Source organism: Oribacterium sp. oral taxon 078 str. F0262, from assembly GCF_000160135.1.
Taxonomy (GTDB): Bacteria; Bacillota; Clostridia; order Lachnospirales; family Lachnospiraceae; genus Oribacterium.
The window spans coordinates 2,016-18,156 of sequence record NZ_GG729935.1 but is presented as its reverse complement, the minus strand read 5'-3'; the positions used below and the strand labels follow the sequence as shown (position 1 = coordinate 18,156).

At 46.7% G+C, this 16,141-nt stretch carries 14 protein-coding genes and 3 pseudogenes; 5 read left to right on the top strand and 12 right to left on the bottom strand.

The genetic code is table 11. The features are described 5' to 3' along the window. Positions 1 to 13: 13 nt before the first annotated feature. Positions 14 to 823 (bottom strand): annotated as a pseudogene (locus GCWU000341_RS13965) (UPF0236 family transposase-like protein). Between the two features lie 303 nt (positions 824 to 1,126). Between GCWU000341_RS13965 and GCWU000341_RS07530 the strand changes: the two are divergent. From GCWU000341_RS07530 to GCWU000341_RS07520, 3 genes are all read left to right on the top strand, one after another. After that, positions 1,127 to 2,560 carry an IS5 family transposase gene (locus tag GCWU000341_RS07530; RefSeq protein ID WP_009215276.1) on the top strand — a complete coding sequence of 478 codons (1,434 nt, stop codon included), beginning with the start codon at positions 1,127 to 1,129 and terminating at the stop codon, positions 2,558 to 2,560. 144 nt (positions 2,561 to 2,704) lie between these two features. Beyond that, positions 2,705 to 2,998, top strand: a complete 294-nt coding sequence (locus tag GCWU000341_RS07525; RefSeq protein WP_040653886.1) for a transposase — start codon at positions 2,705 to 2,707, stop codon at positions 2,996 to 2,998. A 56-nt stretch (positions 2,999 to 3,054) separates the two neighbouring features. After that, positions 3,055 to 3,915 carry an IS3 family transposase gene (locus GCWU000341_RS07520; RefSeq protein WP_155812787.1) on the top strand — a complete coding sequence of 287 codons (861 nt, stop codon included), beginning with the start codon at positions 3,055 to 3,057 and terminating at the stop codon, positions 3,913 to 3,915. Positions 3,916 to 4,109: 194 nt separating this feature from the next. Here GCWU000341_RS07520 and GCWU000341_RS07515 read toward each other — a convergent pair. The 4 genes and pseudogenes from GCWU000341_RS07515 to GCWU000341_RS07500 all read right to left on the bottom strand — a co-directional run. Next, positions 4,110 to 4,847, bottom strand: a pseudogene (locus GCWU000341_RS07515) (transposase); the annotation flags it as partial. A gap of 475 nt (positions 4,848 to 5,322) precedes the next feature. Beyond that, positions 5,323 to 7,548 (bottom strand): ATP-binding cassette domain-containing protein, encoded by a 2,226-nt coding sequence (locus GCWU000341_RS07510; protein ID WP_009215271.1) that lies wholly within the window; start codon positions 7,546 to 7,548, stop codon positions 5,323 to 5,325. Beyond that, on the bottom strand, positions 7,524 to 8,255 hold the full coding sequence (locus GCWU000341_RS07505; RefSeq protein ID WP_009215270.1) for a class I SAM-dependent methyltransferase: 732 nt from the start codon (positions 8,253 to 8,255) through the stop codon (positions 7,524 to 7,526). The genes GCWU000341_RS07510 and GCWU000341_RS07505 overlap by 25 nt, the downstream gene beginning before the upstream one ends. A 2-nt stretch (positions 8,256 to 8,257) precedes the next feature. Then, positions 8,258 to 9,685 (bottom strand): radical SAM/SPASM domain-containing protein, encoded by a 1,428-nt coding sequence (locus tag GCWU000341_RS07500; RefSeq protein WP_196794824.1) that lies wholly within the window; start codon positions 9,683 to 9,685, stop codon positions 8,258 to 8,260. 432 nt (positions 9,686 to 10,117) lie between these two features. Here GCWU000341_RS07500 and GCWU000341_RS13150 point away from each other — a divergent pair, with 432 nt between their 5' ends. Next, on the top strand, positions 10,118 to 10,333 hold the full coding sequence (locus GCWU000341_RS13150; RefSeq protein ID WP_081443175.1) for a helix-turn-helix domain-containing protein: 216 nt from the start codon (positions 10,118 to 10,120) through the stop codon (positions 10,331 to 10,333). Here GCWU000341_RS13150 and GCWU000341_RS07495 read toward each other — a convergent pair. The 7 genes and pseudogenes from GCWU000341_RS07495 to GCWU000341_RS14475 form a co-directional block, all read right to left on the bottom strand. Continuing rightward, positions 10,299 to 11,660, bottom strand: coding sequence for a MobA/MobL family protein (locus GCWU000341_RS07495; RefSeq protein WP_009215268.1), 1,362 nt, complete (start codon positions 11,658 to 11,660; stop codon positions 10,299 to 10,301). The genes GCWU000341_RS13150 and GCWU000341_RS07495 overlap by 35 nt on opposite strands. A 733-nt stretch (positions 11,661 to 12,393) precedes the next feature. Then, positions 12,394 to 12,573, bottom strand: coding sequence for a hypothetical protein (locus GCWU000341_RS14225; RefSeq protein ID WP_009215265.1), 180 nt, complete (start codon positions 12,571 to 12,573; stop codon positions 12,394 to 12,396). Next, complete coding sequence (locus GCWU000341_RS07480; protein WP_040653884.1) at positions 12,570 to 13,805, bottom strand: AAA family ATPase; 1,236 nt, start codon at positions 13,803 to 13,805, stop codon at positions 12,570 to 12,572. The genes GCWU000341_RS14225 and GCWU000341_RS07480 overlap by 4 nt, the downstream gene beginning before the upstream one ends. Further along, a complete protein-coding gene (locus GCWU000341_RS07475; protein ID WP_009215263.1) occupies positions 13,798 to 14,127 on the bottom strand; it encodes a plasmid mobilization protein in 330 nt (109 codons plus the stop codon). The genes GCWU000341_RS07480 and GCWU000341_RS07475 overlap by 8 nt, the downstream gene beginning before the upstream one ends. Beyond that, positions 14,117 to 15,211, bottom strand: a complete 1,095-nt coding sequence (locus GCWU000341_RS07470; protein ID WP_009215262.1) for a tyrosine-type recombinase/integrase — start codon at positions 15,209 to 15,211, stop codon at positions 14,117 to 14,119. Before GCWU000341_RS07470 ends, GCWU000341_RS07475 begins: the two co-directional genes overlap by 11 nt. After that, on the bottom strand, positions 15,212 to 15,406 hold the full coding sequence (locus GCWU000341_RS07465) for a MarR family transcriptional regulator (RefSeq protein WP_155812721.1): 195 nt from the start codon (positions 15,404 to 15,406) through the stop codon (positions 15,212 to 15,214). It lies immediately after the preceding gene. 360 nt (positions 15,407 to 15,766) lie between these two features. Next, a pseudogene (locus tag GCWU000341_RS14475) lies at positions 15,767 to 15,924 on the bottom strand (IS30 family transposase); the annotation flags it as partial. A 63-nt stretch (positions 15,925 to 15,987) separates the two neighbouring features. Here GCWU000341_RS14475 and GCWU000341_RS13515 point away from each other — a divergent pair. Then, on the top strand, positions 15,988 to 16,141 hold a 154-nt coding region (locus tag GCWU000341_RS13515), incomplete at its 3' end, for a helix-turn-helix domain-containing protein (RefSeq protein WP_242651663.1).

Here is a 16,141-nt window from a genome sequence, read left to right as displayed (position 1 = left end):
GATGCAGCCCATGTCAAATCAGAGTAATTCCAGCATGGAACCAGGCAAACTTCTGCGCGATTTCACTGAGCTCATGATTCGCATGATCTACGTACTTTCCCCATTCGCTGTACATCGTTTCTCCAAGCTTATGAGGATCTGCGATGAACGTATTTTCAGCACCGGCAGCCTTAGGGAGCTTCTGCGCCTTTACAAGCTCCAGCATATTCCCCTTATTAAAATAATAAGCTCTTAAATGAGCCATCCGGTTCGCCCCGTCTCTGCACCATCCAAGTGGTCTGGAGCTCATTCTGTCAGACAGCACATGGCTTACAGGTCCCTGTGCGCTGCAGCCAATCAGATGCTCATCATGACACAGCCTTGTTCCGGCAGGCATCCGGTTATGGAGAAGGTAATTCGCACTTTCAGCGATACGTTCCTGCGCACTTGCTGATTCCGTTACGGACAGGATATGCTCTGTTACATGCCCAAATCCCTCCTGCGTACCATGTTTGATCTGATACACCGGTTCGTGTCCTGCATCGCCGGCACTGTCCGGAAGGCCACCGGTCATACGAAGAAGATACTAGTTCAGATGGAACTCATCCAGCACTCGCGTGAGCCCGTGCAGTCGCCTCTTTGCTCCCTGTATCCAGCTTCCGCCGTCTGCATTCAAGAAGACTTTCTTTCCCTTCGTGAGATCATAGGTTTCATCAAGATAATCGTATACTTCCCGCCAAAGCTTATCATTATCTTTGCCATCATACACACCACAGAAATAGTGCGGATGGATCAGTCTATGACGTTTGCCTTCCGGCGCTTCCGGCTCGATTCCTTCGTACACATAGACCATCCTGGCGAACTCACAGTTGTCCTTACAATGCGGAGCATTCGATAACGTAAAATAAGTTGCGCAAATTCAAAAACGGAATACCAAAAATGACATAGTCCAAAGTTCCTTGTAGAATAAAGTCATCACACCAAATCCAAATCAAGGAGGCCTGAACTGAAGCTAGCATATAAATAGTGACAGCTAAATAACTCTATGATATCTTTCTCAAAGACTTTTTCTCTTGTTTATGGTAAAATAAATGCAAGATAAAGTTTTGATTTGTCAAGTATCTTTGCATTTCTTGGAGCTGATACCATGTACACGAGCCCGAAATTTCATCAGATCGCCTTCACAGACTTCAATCAGTCCTGCGGGATGCAGCTTGACCCGAAGAACGAATGGGTCCTTCTTGCCGACCGGCTGGACTGGTGCAGGATGGAGGAGAAGACCCGTTACAACGAGTTGTTCCCGTCGAAGACAGGACATCCAGCCAAGCCGTTCCGCATGGCGCTGGGGTCCCTCATCATCCAGAAGCGGAAGAAGTTGTCCGACCGCGGGCTGGTAAAAGAGATCGGTGAGAACCCCTATCTCCAGTACTTCATTGGGTGCGAATCGTTCCGGAAGGGCTGTCCTTTCACGGCTCCCCTCCTGGTGTCGTTCCGGAAAAGGCTTGGGACAGAGGCCCTGATGACGGTCAACGACATCTTCCTCTTTGCCGCTGCGGCGACGAAGGAACATAAAGGCGATGCGCAGCCTGCAGTGGGAGGAAAGAACGTTGGAACAGAGATTCTGGATGCCACCTGTTCCCCATCCAACATCAAATACCCGCAGGACTTCGAACTCCTCCATGAAGCCCGTAAGAAGCTGGAGGGGATGATAGACGACTTTCACAAGGCTTTCCATCCCTGGAAGAAGCCCCGGACCTATCGGAGGATCGCCGGGAAGACCTATCTTACATTGGCTAAGGCCAAAAAGCGGACGGCGAAGAAGGTCCGCATGGAGATCCGCAGGCAGCTTAGGCATGTTCGCCGCGACCTTGGATATCTGGAGGCATACATGGCGGAGGGGTATGCGCTCCCCGGCCGGGATATCGGCATGTACCTGACGATACGGAAATTGTATGAGCAGCAGAGGTACATGTACGATAACAAGACCCATCAGGTATCCGATTGGATTGTCAACCTTTCGCAGCCCTATATCCGTCCCATCGTGCGGGGCAAAGCAAAGTCACCCGTAGAGTTTGGCGCCAAATACGACATCAGCGTCGACGAGAAAGGCCATGCTCGCCTGGAGAAGATTTCTTTCACCCCCTATCATGAAGGCTCCGTTCTGAAAGACGCCGTCGAGCGGTATCGGAAACGCACGGGACACTATCCGGAAAGGATTCTGGCGGACCGAATCTATCGCACGAGGGCGAATCTTCAGTATAGCAAGGAACACGGCATCCGAATGTCCGGGCCGAAGCTTGGGAGGCCGAAGCGAACAGACGCCCGAGCCACGAAAGAAGGATATCGGGACAATGTTGACCGGATCGAGGTGGAGCGGTTTTTCAGCTTGGACAAGCGCTGCAATGGCGCGGGGCTTATCATGACCAGGCTGGAAGAGACGACCCTCTCCTCCATCGCACTATCCGTGTTTGTCACGAATCTTTTTGCGATCCCCATCCGTCCTTATTTTTTGCTTTATTTTGGGGAAAACGGAATCAACGCTGAAAGCTTCCACCTCCTCCTGTTTGAAGATGAGGAATGAATCGGGATTCGCGATTGATGGAACGGGGCTGAGGGATGGCCTTTCTATGGCCCCCTTTACTTAGCAGACACTAAATAGTACAAAATAAGAATGACCTTTTCCTGATAAATCATGTACCATGAAAGAACAGGAGGGAAAAGAGTCATGGCAAAAGGAACGGCGTATACCCAACAATTTAAGGAGGATGCAGTTCGCTGCAAAAAGGAGCATCCGGAACTATCTTACCAGGCAGCAGCCAGTAATCTCAATGTCAGTATTTCTGCGTTAAAGTCTTGGATCAAGAAGGCAAAGGAGAACGATGGCGAGGTCCCAACCCGCGGAGCCGGCAATTATTCCAGTGACGAAGCAAAGGAAATCGCCAGACTTCAGCGAGAATTACGAGATACAAAGGACGCACTTGAAGTATTAAAAAAAGCAATCGGTATCCTGGGAAACTGACACTGGCCATATATACAGCAACTGCTGAATACGTGGAGGAAGTTCATCAATCTCCGGTGAAACACCGGGTCTGTGTCAGTGGGATACTGAAATATCTGGGTGTTTCACGATCCGGTTATGCTTCCTGGAAGAAGCGTGCCCCTTCCGACACAGAGAAGCGTCGAGAAGCAATGAAACAAAAAATCCAGAAAATATATGATAATTCCCATCAAAACTACGGAGCACCCAAAATCACGGTGCAGCTTCATAAAGATGGTGAATCCATTTCCGAGCGGACTGTGGGCACCTACATGCATCAGATGGGTATCAAGGCTCAATGGATAAAACCATATACCCGGACAACCATAGATTCTGACTTCAGTACAAAATTAAAAAATATACTGCAGCAGCAATTTAATCCGGCAGAGCCAAATGCTGTATGGGTTTCCGATATCACTTATATTGTTACTGTGATTGGTTTTGTGTACCTGACCAGTATTATGGATCTGTTTTCACGGAAAATCATCGCCTGGGTCCTCAGCACGACCCTGGAAGCGCAGCATGTTGTCGACTGTGTCAATCTGGTAAAGCAAAAACGTCATGTTGACAAACCGCTTGTATTTCACAATGATCGCGGATCACAGTATGTCTCGGATGCTTTCAAAGATGCAACTGCAAGCTTTATTAATAGTTATTCCCCAAAAGGATATCCCTGGGATAATGCATGCATCGAATCGTTCCATGCACTCATTAAAAGAGAATGGATCAATCGATTTGCGATACTTGATTATCAACATGCTTATCGTCTTGTATTTGAGTATATTGAAACTTTCTATAATACAGTGAGGCTCCATAGTCATTGTGATTACTGCTCACCGGATCAGTATGAGGAGCAATACCTGGAGAAACTGGAGGAGTCTCTCAAGCCCGTAAGCTGAGAGATAATCTGGCGTGCAAGTCACTGATACAGAGCATCTGAAACTGTTAATGCTGTTTAGCGGGAATTATTGTACTCATACACCAACCGGAATGACAGTCTGATCTGTGACTGTCATGAAGGGCGGTAGGATAAACAGCGGAGTATCAGCGAAAAAGGTTATTTTTAACTTGTACTTTTTCTTGACATAGGACCAGGAGCATTATAGATCGTTTTGCGGTCATTGGCGAAGGCCTTGCGGTCTTTGCCTGACACGTATTTTAACGTGTTCCGGACCTGGTGGACGATGCAGCGCTGATATTCTGTCTTCGGAAAAGCCGTCTGGATCGCCTCGCGGATCCCGGTCAGCCCGTCAGCGCAGATGATCAGGATATCCTTAACCCCACGGTTCTTAAGGCTGTTGAGGACGGGGTAGATGTCGTCGAGGGGCCGGTTCTGCCAGTCCTCGATCTGGGGCAGGATCTTATCCGTCACGTCCGATATGAAGCCCTCAGAGGCCTCAAAACCATAGATATCCATGAGCGTGTCAGAGATCTGGCAGGTGGTCATCCCCTTGGCATACATGGAGATGATCTTCTGATCGATGTCAGAAATGTCTTTCTGCCGCTTCTTGACGACTTTAGGCTCAAACGTGGACTTGCGGTCCTGCGGGACGTCGATTCGCATAGAACCGTAGCTGGAGTTGACAGTCTTTTCCTTGTAGCCGTTACGGTAGTCATCGGAGTCGAAGCGCTCGAATTTTTCATATCCGAGGTGCTCATCCATCTCGGCTTCCATCATCTCCTTGATGGTGCCGCCGAGCAGGTCTTTGAGAGCATCATGGATATCCTCGGCAGTCTCAATGTCGTATTCCTGTAGGAGTTGCTGGATGATCTGGCGTTTGCCTTCGGTCATCACGACTTTGTGGACGGGTTTCTTTTCTCTTTTTGCCATAGTAAAGGCCTCCTGTGATTAGTGTATATCACAGGAGCCCCTGAAGGAATTCCTTATTCCGTTTTTACAGAAAAACTTTCATACTCTCCCTGAAATTTATCGTCACGAAGATAGGTATGATTGATCCAATGCATTTCAACATACCTCCAGAAAGGTATTTCACCTTGCGTTCTTCCCAATCTTTTCGCAACGGAAAATCATCCATTGCAAAAAAAACGCCGAAATAAGCTCAAATACTATTAGCGAAACTCCACCTGTATTTACATTCTCAAAAACTTGGCAGACCGCTTCTTTCGCATCGTCTTATCCAACAGGATGACTGGCATTTGATATTTTTGTGTCGGATCAATAACATTTGTGAACAGCCCGGCTACATCTTGTATTGCATCCGGATTGTTTACTCCCCAAATCTTTAATTCTCTTCTTTACTTTTACCTTACAAAGGACACAGTTTTCAAAGCATCATGCGCCTGCATTAAAGTCCTGTCGGATCTGCAGTAAGCCAGTTTCGAATATCATTCTTTTTATCTTTGAATAGCTGCTCCCTGCTGCCCTGAAATACGATTGTCGTAGACTTCCCTTTACGTCTCAATTCTGCAAAGTAAGAGCAATAGTTCAAAAACATTGTGTCATGTTCAGCGATGATAAATGTTTTCTTGTTTTTTAAAACCTGATTGTATATAAGTCCAAGCAGTCTCACGGTCTCCCGCTTGCTCAGTCCTTTTGCAGGCTCATCAAGACCTATCATAGAGTACTTGTTATCGTTTAAAGCTTCGGCAAGCTTTATCCTCTGATTCTCTCCGCCAGAAAGGGTTTTTACCTTCTGGCTGAGTTTCAGGTATCCGAGGCCAAGATCTGAGAGGAGCTTGAGCATCTTATCCGCCTTGGCAGAAATATTCATACCGGAAGCAATAAGCTCATCGATTGTCATTTGCTGTATATCATATATATTAATACCCTCGACCTTCCACTTAAGAACTTCCTGCAGGTATCCGGTACCATTACACTTATCGCAGATATCAAAGAGCTTCTCCTCATAGAAGCTGCCAATTTCAATCACACCTGTGCCTCCGCATTTATCGCAGGCACCTTTACCTCTCTGAGAAAAATAGCCTTTATCCTTACTCAGGGCTTTTGCATAACAGCTTCGTATTTCGTCCAGAAGCTTTGTGTATGTAGCCACGGTAGTAAATGAGTTTCCCTTCAATGGCTTTTGAGAAACATATAGGTAATCTTCATAATACTTTGGAAGAATTTCTCTTAGTATTATCGTCTTGCCGCAGCCCGATATTCCACAAAGTCCTAATACAGATCCGTGCGGTATTTCCAGCTCACTTCCGGCATAATCGACATAGTCCGAATCCAGTACACATGTATCTCGGGATGTTCCCTTGAAAAACTGATATGGTAGAAAACCTTCCTGCAACTTCATATACTCGTCTTTGCTGATCAGGTACCCGCCATTCTTACCACCATCATGTCCGAGATAAATATTATGATCAGCATTTTCAATGACCTTATCGTTATGCTCTACCACAAGCAAAGTATTCTTCTTACGCATCTCATCCATGATGCCTATTGTGAAATCAACCTCCGCAGGATACAAAGACGCAGTAGGTTCATCTAAAACAATAAGCAAATCATGCATCTTTCCAATCAAAAGCTGCGCAATGCGGAGTCTCTGCAATTCGCCCCCGGAGAGCGATGCTATCGATCTTGTAAGACTGAGATATCCCAAGCCGACCTTCTTGCATGCCGCAATAAAAGAGAGAATATTATCCAGAGCGGACTGAACATTCCTCCCGCCACTCTTCTTTAGATTCATCAAGTCCTTTTCAAGAGTATCAAGATCTTCCGTGTAAAGGTTTTCTACAGAAAACCCTTTTGACAGCTCCTTCGCCGCAGTCTTTGCCCTTAGCCTGCTGCCTGAGCAGCAATCGCATTTTTTTTGAGCGCAGTACTGATCACGGTTATGGGAGAACATATCATCTGACTTCTTCTCCAAACCGGTTATCGGTCCGATATAACAACTGGTCTTAGATCTTGTCCTTCCTCCAGCTTTATACTTGAAGGTCTGTTTAACATTCCCTGTACCGTACAGTAATTTTTCCTTCTGCTTTTCAGTCAGATCCTTGAAGCGTTTGTTGCTGTCTATCCCGCACTCACCACAGTAGGCAATCAGAAGCCGTCTGAAGAAGTCGACATAAGTTTTCTGCCAACATCGAAAAGGAACCTCGGATATTTTCTTATCATAATCAATAATACTGACCGGATCGGGCTGCAACTTATAGCCAAGCCCCTGGCACTCACGGCATCGTCCATCCCCATTATAATTGAAATCACTCAAAGGAAGCCCCGTGATACTTCCGGCTACGTAGATAACAAACTCCTGTAAATCAAAATAACTCATGACGGTTGATCTTGGATTCACATTAAAGTTCAGCTGCCTTAAAGGAATTGACATGATCACATCGTCATAGGAATCCACATCATAATCAACCTCGACCTTGTTATCGTTGGTCATCTTGTCGTATTCAGCCTGGCTTATTCCGGAAATCGTGCTGAAAGCAAGACTCGATTTACCGCTGCCGCTGACCCCGGCGATACAGGTCATATCGCCCTTATACAGATCGACATCAATGTTTTTCAGATTATGTGTCTTGATTCCTTTGTAAGTTATTTTTTGCATTTTGTCACCCATAGATAATTGTCATCCAGTTCTTCTTCCATTTCTTCTATCCCACTATAGTCCAATCTCCTTACGGAAAAAAGAAGCTCCATACCGGCTTCTTCCAACATCTTCTCTACCTCGGAGACAAAGGGCACATGGAGGTAAAATTCACTGCCGTAATCCTCCAACTGTTCATCTCCCAGCTCCATCTGCTGCACCCAGCTCATATTATCGGTATCTATGCCAAGGGTCTCTGCCTTTTCGCTCCAGTAGGGCTTTTTTACTTTATTATCAAGATATGGCGTCGTAAAAATGAACTTTCCATCATCCTTTAAGAGTCTGCAAACTTCCTTTACTGCAGAAAGCCGCTCCTCATAGCTATTCAGGAGCATCAGCCCGTTAAAGGAAAAAATGATGTTATCAAATTCCTGATTCTCAAAAGGTGTAGAGAGGATATTTCCGACACGATAATCAATTGCGCCATTCAGGGTTTTTGCCGCGACTAACATCTTTTCAGCATAATCAACCCCCGTAACCTTATAACCTCTTTCATGCAGTGGAATGGTCACGCGCCCTGCCCCGCAGCCGATATCAAGCGTCCTTCCTCCAGCCTTGAAGTATTTCTCTATCAGCATCTCTTCATAATGAAACAGACCCGCAGCATTGAAGTCAGTATAGTAATTTATGATCTCCGTATCGTTATAGCTTTTCTTATTTGAATCTTCTGTATTCATCATGCCTACTCCAAATAGTCCAGCAGCAACTTCCTGTACTGATTCTCCTTAAACTCAGGAGTGCAGTCCACCGCAAGCATGTCGCCATGCCGGTTCATATAGTCTATTCTGCAGCCACCTGCACAAATGTATCTAAGCTCACACTTCCTGCATCTAGCTAAATAGTCTGTAGATGTTTTCCTGTTCAGTTCGTTAAAATCTCTAAATATCTGTTCCATATCCTCAGCAGGGCTGCGATAGTATGATGAGAACTTATTGCACGGATAAATCCTGCCATTGGCATCGATAACAATATTTGTTCCAATGCCGCAGTTTTTGAACTGGACATTCCTTCCGCTGCTTGAAGCCTTTGAAACGCCCCTGTCCTGAAGCTGGCTGACAAGGGAGATCATCAGCTTATCGACCTCATACTTATTGAATCCGGTAAAGTTCATCGTCAGAGCATTTCCGGTCATCTCAATATCGTCATTAAGGCGTATCTCAAGGTTCTTGTAGTCAAATGAATCAACGAATGAAATCAAATTGTCACGAATATCCTCCACAGTTGAAGGGAGGATAGTAATAGCCAGGGTAATCTTTATTCCGGTAGTTTTCAGCAGGTCGATGGCATGCAGAGCTTTGGCATAGTTGCCCTTCCCTCTAATCTTTTCATATGGTTTCTGTGTAACTCCTTCAAAGCTTATCTGCACTTCCTGGCAGCATTCAGCAATGGCTTCATAATTTTTCTCGTTTATCAACGTACCGTTGGTAAAAAGCGTTACATTATGTCCTTTAAGACCCTTAAGCAACTGTATAGTGCCTGAATGAATCAGCGGCTCTCCGCCGGAAACAACAATATCGGTTAAGCCATTTATCTCTTTTATTCTTTCAACAACGGCTAATATCTCCTCTACCTTCAGTTCCTGCTTCTCCACTATACCGGCGGATACGAAGCAGTGTGGACAGCGCATATTACAATTATTGGTCATCGTAATATGCACCTTTTTCTTTATAGCCTCAACCGGCTCTTCCTCCTCGAATTCGACATCACCATAAAACTGGCAGTCCTCAACCTTCGCCAGAAAGTCCGTAAACGCAAGAATGCAGTCATCCTCTGTATTTTCAGGGAATGCTGCGTAATATTCATTCAAACCATCTATTATTGTATTCTCTGAAAGTATTCGAAAAATCTCATACTCCTGATCATCAAGTACGATCCAGTTCGGATATTCAGGAGCTATGACAATATGATAGTCATCAACATCCCTGCATACCGTGTTGGGAGGGAAATTAACTTTTGTATTGACATCAAACTCTTTACTCATATATTTTCCCGTATGTTTAAAAAGGGTCCCAGGAACATGTCCTGGGACCCTCTCAGCATTTAGTATGCCTAGATTAGCAGTCTTTTCTCTTGAGAGTTGTTCTGCACTGAGATCTCTGGCAATGAACACGAACCGAGTTTTCTTTCTTTTCCGGAACTGTAATCGTCTTAACCTGTTTGAACATACTTGCCTCCTATTATATTTTGAAATTAGCAATCTTTGCGCTTGTGTGTCGTGCGGCATTGCATGCGCTGACCAACGACAATGACCTGAGCCTTGTTTTTGCTAGGTACTACAATGTTTTTTAGTCCTTTGAACATCTTTTGCCTCCTATGCTAGCTCGTCATACACCGTAATAAATAAATTATAGCACCGATTCCGCGAATCTGTCAATGGCTTCGCAAGCTTAAATTTTGCTAAGAAAACGTTATGATTCTACTTCGCTATATAAAATAGATCGTTAACAATATTTTAGTTCTTGTAGCGCTCTGTTTTCCATTGTATAATGTTATCAGCGAATACGGAGATAGCTAGTTATTATTTATTGATAAGGTGGACAATATGGAAGTAAGCTATAAAAGACTATGGAAATTACTAATTGATAAGGATATGAAAAAAAAGGATCTAGTAAAGGTGGCACACATTAGCACATATACCATCAATAAGCTGAATCGAGGTGATAACGTTAATACAGACACTCTTGTTAAGATCTGTTCCGCTCTTCAATGTTCAATTGAAGATATCATGGAAGTAATTCCTGATTCAGAAAATAAGTAACGTATTTACAGGTAAATACACTCGGTTCATCCCTGTAATTCTTCCTCTGAATCTTACAATACCGCCTGATCTCTTGCCTGCTTGGTACAGTCTTCTTTTGATTTTGCATCTTTGCCGCCGTTTCGTACTGCTCCAGTTTGGCAAGAGCGCTTCTTTTGTCGCCTTCCTTGTGTCGTATCGACTCCAATAACTTACAGGACTTCTCATACGCCCTGGTGAAGGCGGCAACATTTTTATACCCGGCACGCTTGACGATCTTGTCCGGTTCCGCGATCGCTTTCTCGTATTCCAGAAGGGAAGCCGACAGCTCCTTTGCCGCCTTTGTTTTCATATTGCGCTTGAAGATGTTCGCCGGTTTGGATGCCTCCGCCGAGAAGACTTGTGCCCTCTCGCAGCGTCTCCTTGCCGCCGCAATCATCTGATTCTGATGCAGGAGGTCTTTTCGTACTCCCTGCATCCTACGGAAGACCTCCGCGTTGAATACAGGTTCCTTGTGTACTTTCTTTGGAATCGTCCGGATCAGATCCAGCAGCGTGCGGATCGCCACCTGAAGAATCGCACTTAAAAGATCCGGATGAAAGCCAGTCTTCTTTATTGATTCATGGATCGGATTCTGGATGCAGTCCTTCTTCACCTGACAGATCTTCTTCTCCGGAAGTCCGGCAGTCAGCGCCTCATCCACGGCGTGATTCCACTCCTGCCGTTTTGCATTGTCCTCCTTGATCTCCGCCTCCTTGGGATTGTACTTTCCGATCTTCTTTGTCGCAAGATAGGGCCCATCATGCCGGAACACTGTGAGCTTGTTCTGATCCTCTTTTACCAGTTCGTTGATAAAGTCCGTGTACATTTCCTTGACTCCGGCGGTGAAGACTTTGCTCTTGAAGATTGTCTCCTTTGACTGGAAGTTTCGGATATCGTAGGTGTCTCCTTTGGCGACGATATAGCACCCCTTGCGAATCTCACCATGCTCATCAAGGATCTCTTTCTTCGTTCGCACATGCTTGCCATGCTCATTAAAGAACATGTTCCGACTCGCTTTCTTGAACTCGGCGTGTTCCATGAGCTTCCGTTCCGAAAAGATCAGATGGATATGATAGTTGGTCATCGCCTTGTTGTGATGCAGCGCCGCGATTGCGTCCGTCCCGTATTCCAGCTTGAACTTCATCGCAAAGAGCTTCAATAACTGCTCCCGGTCATACTTCTGAAACTCCTCCGGAAGAGAGATAATCAGCTCTCTCGCCTCAATGCAGCTTCCCGCCGTTCCGCTGCTTCGGAAGTCTTCCTGATTCTGTTTCGCGAGGAAGTCCCAGAACTTTGGATTGTCCACAGTGGAGAAGGTGCCGTAGAGATGTTCCTGCCGCTTCGGATTACTGATGTAATCAATCCGTCCCTTTACGTCTGTCAGCTTAGTATGCTGAATAAATGAATGTCGTCCGATGGCTTACTCCTTTCCGCTCCGACGATGGAGCATCCGGAACAGACAGATTGGCAAACTGTGCTGGTTCCGTTTATGCGCGTTTCCGCGCTTTTGGCCCCGGCGCAGCCGGCGACCTTGAATAAATTCGAGGTTCGCGGCAGTCGCCATATGCCGCCGCAAGCGGCGCATCTGGCTCGATTCAATCGCGAAATACACAGAGCATAACCGCAGGTTGTGCGATGGGTGTATTTCGTTCTCAGTCGCCGAGGGCTCTCTTGTCATACTTTCCCTGTTTGCTTTTGCATTTTTCATCGCCGTTTCCGGCGTCCTACTTTTGATTTTGCCCGTATCCGGGCACCTTATCTTTTCCTGATTTTTCATTTGTACCTGCCTGTAATCTATGAACTTTTCCCTCAAAATCCGCATCATCCCCGACCTTTTGCTTAATCGCCTTTCTACAGGAACGTGCCACGTTCCTGTAGCAATCACGAAGGAAATCCTACCATCTGAAATCTTCCGACACGCCTTTCTCATCCAGATAGGTCTGTCTCGCCTTTTCCCTCTCCGCAGATGTCGCTGCTGTCTTCGACGTTGCATAGAGCTCATGGCGATACAGTGCGTTCATTTTCTCTTCCAGCTCTTTTCAGATCCGTTCTTCATCTCCTCTCAGATCAAAGAGATGGTATCGAATCAAAGCAAGGAAAAGTTCCCTTGAGATCTGTACATTCTTTTTCATCGTTTTTTCCTTTCCCGTGACGATGGTGACAGTCGTGACGGTCTTTTGCAGACCGGGCACTCCCATAATCATCGTCACGACCGTCACCGTGATTCTTTTTCCAGCTGGAAATGAAGGAATCTGCCATGATGATTTCTACTGCTCTCATATCGGATTCCGTACTCGTTCAAAAGTCGCGCCGCATTGACATTCAGCTTCATCAACAGTGTATTTGGCGAAATTTCCAGTCCAAGTATCTCCGCAAGCTCCGTTGCCCTCCCTGACCATTCCGGCGTTTGTTCTGTGACGAGTTTCGCAACCGCTTCCAGTACAGGCTCCGGTTTCTCCAGTCGCCGCTCTGTCTCCGCCTTGTCCAGTTCCCAGACAAGGGAATCCTCATTCCGATTCAGATAGAAGGTCTGATCCGGCTGATCTCTTCCGGAAACCTCCAGCACGGCCTCACAGCTGGTTCTCTTGTCCTTGTGAAGAAGAAAGGCCCCGTCCGCGGCTCCCAAAAGACCATTCGTACCGGAGATCATCTCGAACCTGTCGTCCGCCTGCTGTTTTCGCGTGTGATGGACAAGGAGCAGGCAGATGCCGTTGTTGTCTGTGAATTTCTTCAACCGGGTGATGACTTTGTAGTCACTGGCGTAACTGTATTTATCATCTCCGACCTCCCGGATCTTTTGCAGCGTATCAATGATGATCAGACTGGTGTCCGGATGTTCCTTCACAAAGTTTTGCAGCTGCTCATCCAGTCCATTGTCCAGCTGCCCCGCGCTGACGGTCAGATACATATTCTCGCTGCACTCTGTCCCGAACATTCGGTACAACCTCTCCTGCAATCGTCCGTATCCATCCTCCAGCGCCAGGTAGAGCACGGTGCCCTTTCGGACGGGATAGCCCCAGAGTTCCGTTCCCGTACTGACATGCCAGGCAATCTGCGCCATCAGGAAGCTCTTGCCCAGTTTCGGCGAACCGACAAAGAGATAGGTTCCCGGATAGAGGAATCCATTGATCACCGGCGGCCGGTTCTGATAGATCCTGTCGTAAAGCTCTGTCATGGTGACAGTGTTCAGGTAGCGGGGATCCAGGTTCCGCTGTAGTTTCTTCCAGGATTCCGCTTCGCTGAGGCCTTCCTCCTCGTTGCAGGCTTCTTCCTCGCCGCATACCTCCGCTTCATTTGCCTTTTCTGCGTCCAACGCTCCGGCATTTGCCCTGTTTTCGTTGATCTTGGGAGCTCCATCGTCTATACTGTTCATGAAATTGTTTACGGAAGGCTGCCCCGCGTCTGCGCCAACAGACGTGATCAGGGCAGTCTTTTCTTTTGTCTCACTCATCTGCATCCTCCTTCATTCCATACAAGGTCCGATTGATCTGCCGGATGACATCCAGAAGATCACGGTCTGCAGCTTCTTTGTTCTCTATCCTCTGGAGCTCCTTCAATACGCTCTCCAGCTCGTTTCGAAGCATCTTGTAAGTTCTGGGAGAAGCCCTGACGGTCACTTCTTCCTGAAGTGCTCTATGGATCAGATACTCCTGCTTCTGCAAGCCGGAAATCCGCACATAGCTGTCCAGCTTCTCCGCTTCCTCCGGCGACATCCTGAAGGCAACCGTTTTGTTTCTCCACCGGTTTTTGTCGTCTTTTTTCTTAGCTGACATGTTCTGCCTCCATTTCCCTGTGAAGTCCACCGAGCTTCTTCGCCATCTCGGTCTGCGTCGATGGGAACAGATGTGCATAGTGATAAGTAATATCAATGCTCTCATGTCCGACACGATCTGCGATTGCAACTGCGGAGAATCCCATCTCAATCAGGAGACTGATGTGGCTGTGCCGAAGATCATGGATGCGGATTCGCTTGACCTTCGCTTCCTTCGCGCCGCGATCCATCTCGTGGTGAAGATAGCTCTTAGTCACCGTGAACATCCGGTCTTTCTCCTCTATCCCGTACAGCAGTTCCATGTATTCCTGTATCTCTTCTGTCAGAAAGTCTGGCATCTGAATGGTTCGATTGCTTTTGGGTGTCTTCGGGTCTGTGATCACATCCCGACCTCGGATTCTCTGATAGGACTTATTGATCGTTACTGTCCCGGCGTAAAAATCGAAGTCCGCCGGTGTCAGTGCCAGAAGCTCTCCCTCGCGGATGCCGCACCAGTAGAGCATCTCAAAGGCGTAGAAGGATTGCGGCTTGTCCATCATGACATCCGCGAACTTCCGGTACTCCTCCTGCGTCCAGAAGAGCATTTCCTTCCGTTCTTCCTTTCCCATATTTCCTGCCTGCCGCGCCGGATTGGCTCTGAGCCCGTAGAACTTCATCGCATGATTGAAAAGAGCGCTCAGCTGGTTGTGGATCGTTTTCAGGTAAGTCTGGGAAAAAGGTTTCCCCGTCTTATCCCTGCAGGTCAGCAGTTCATTCTGCCATGCCACAATATCCCTTGATTTGATCTCGATCATCTTCCGATTCTGAAAGTAGGGAAGAATCTTGGTGCAAATGATATGTTCCTTCGTGTTCCAGGTGTTCTCTTTAAGCCTTGGACGGATGTCAGCGGCGTAACGCTCATAGAAGCTGCCAAAGGTCATATCAAGGGATGCAGTCGTTTTGATGATCTGTTCGTGCTCCCAGGCCACAGCCTCTCGCCGTGTCTGGAACCCGCGCTTCTGGGTCTGTTTCCGTTCGCCGGTGTAATCTGTATAGCGGTAGATCACCCGCCATGTACCGGTCTTACCGTCTCTGTAAACCGACATTTACTGCTCCTTTCTGTCTTCGTCCTGATAGTTGACTTTCCTCATGAAAAATTTTCGATTGACTTTGCCCGCCACCGTCAGATAACCCTTAGCCTGTAGTTCCTTGTTCAGCCGTTGGATCACCTTGTAGGCATAGGCTTTGGAAACTCCCATTGCCTCCGCAACTTCCGATGCAGTCATCATGATGGTATCCATCTTCATCCCCTCTTTACTTACTAAGCTTATTTGTTTGTATTCTGATTTTACTAAGCATATATGTATAAGTCAAGTAGCCTGACTGGAAAATTTAGGTCGGTTGAAATCCGAGGTTCCAGTTTGAAGGGGTAACTTCCAGTTTCGTCCGGACTGCAATCAAAAGTTCAATTTTTTCGCCTCGCAACGCTGTACAATGAGTCCGAAAACGGCTATAACTGAAACCTGGGAACGGTCGTTCCTGAAAAACGCGTATCCTAACCGGAGGTCGAACTGAAACCGAAAATTCGGAACTTTTAAGTTCCACCCCTGAAAATGGTGCATGGGATGGTCCTCAAGGTCTGATGCTCCGGCCGATATGCGTTAGTTAAAAAGCTTCGGACTCAAGATGATTTCGTCGGGTGGAATTTTCCTGAGTCCGAACTTTTGAGTATGTCCTCTCCATACTGGAATGCGAACATTTCGTATGGACTTTTATTACCGAGTGTCTTCCTTCGGTAAGAATTAATGTGGCTCTGAAGTGATAAACTGAAGTTGTAACACAAATGGCTGATAAAATATAATAGCAAATGGAGGATTTTATCATGCCACAACCTTACGACGAACCATTTAAGAAAAAGATTGTCCGTCTCCGCCTGGAGGAAGGCCGATCCATGAGGAGCCTCACAGAAGAATATGGGGTTTCTAAATCCAGCGTTGTCAAATGGTGTAATGAATTTCGCGAAGAATGCCAGAGTA